Here is a 469-nt window from a genome sequence, read left to right as displayed (position 1 = left end):
GACACTTGCACTTGCTGTATAGGTATATGCTGGTACGATCACTTCATCCCCGGGACCGATTCCTAAAATCCTTAGTGTGAGCTCTGCACATGCTGTTTGAGAATTCAGACACACCGCTTTTTCTGTTTGACAAAATTTTGCTATTTCTCTTTCAAATTCCTTGGTTTTTGGTCCGGTCGTTATCCACCCTGATCTTAGTACCTCTGTAACTTCCTTTATTTCATCTTCACCAATATCTGGTGGTGAAAATGGAATGTTCATTTTCTTCATCTTTTCTTTTTTCTCCCCTTTCTATCCTTTCACCGGTTCTGGATGGTATGTGGTTACCAATTGTTGAACCAGTTCTCTCATTTGATTGGTTTCTGCATATGCTGCTTCATATAATTTCTCAAGCTCTAGGTACAAGTAATTCTCATCTAGCTCGATTGGCTTTCCGATATGAATCAACTTATTTGGTGTTGTCTGCATA

General features: G+C 39.4%; 1 protein-coding gene. It reads right to left on the bottom strand.

Translation table 11 applies throughout. The features are described from left to right. Positions 1-270 (bottom strand): aminotransferase class I/II-fold pyridoxal phosphate-dependent enzyme (locus UGRO018_RS17810; protein WP_463667579.1); only part of this gene is annotated, 270 nt, incomplete at its 3' end. Positions 271-469 lie beyond the last annotated feature (199 nt).

The organism is Hoskinsella mucinilytica (genome assembly GCF_045223415.1).
Lineage (GTDB): Bacteria > Bacillota_I > Bacilli_A > Erysipelotrichales > Erysipelotrichaceae > Hoskinsella > Hoskinsella mucinilytica.
The sequence above is the reverse complement of the archived record's forward strand: the minus strand, read 5'-3'. Positions and strand labels throughout refer to the sequence as shown.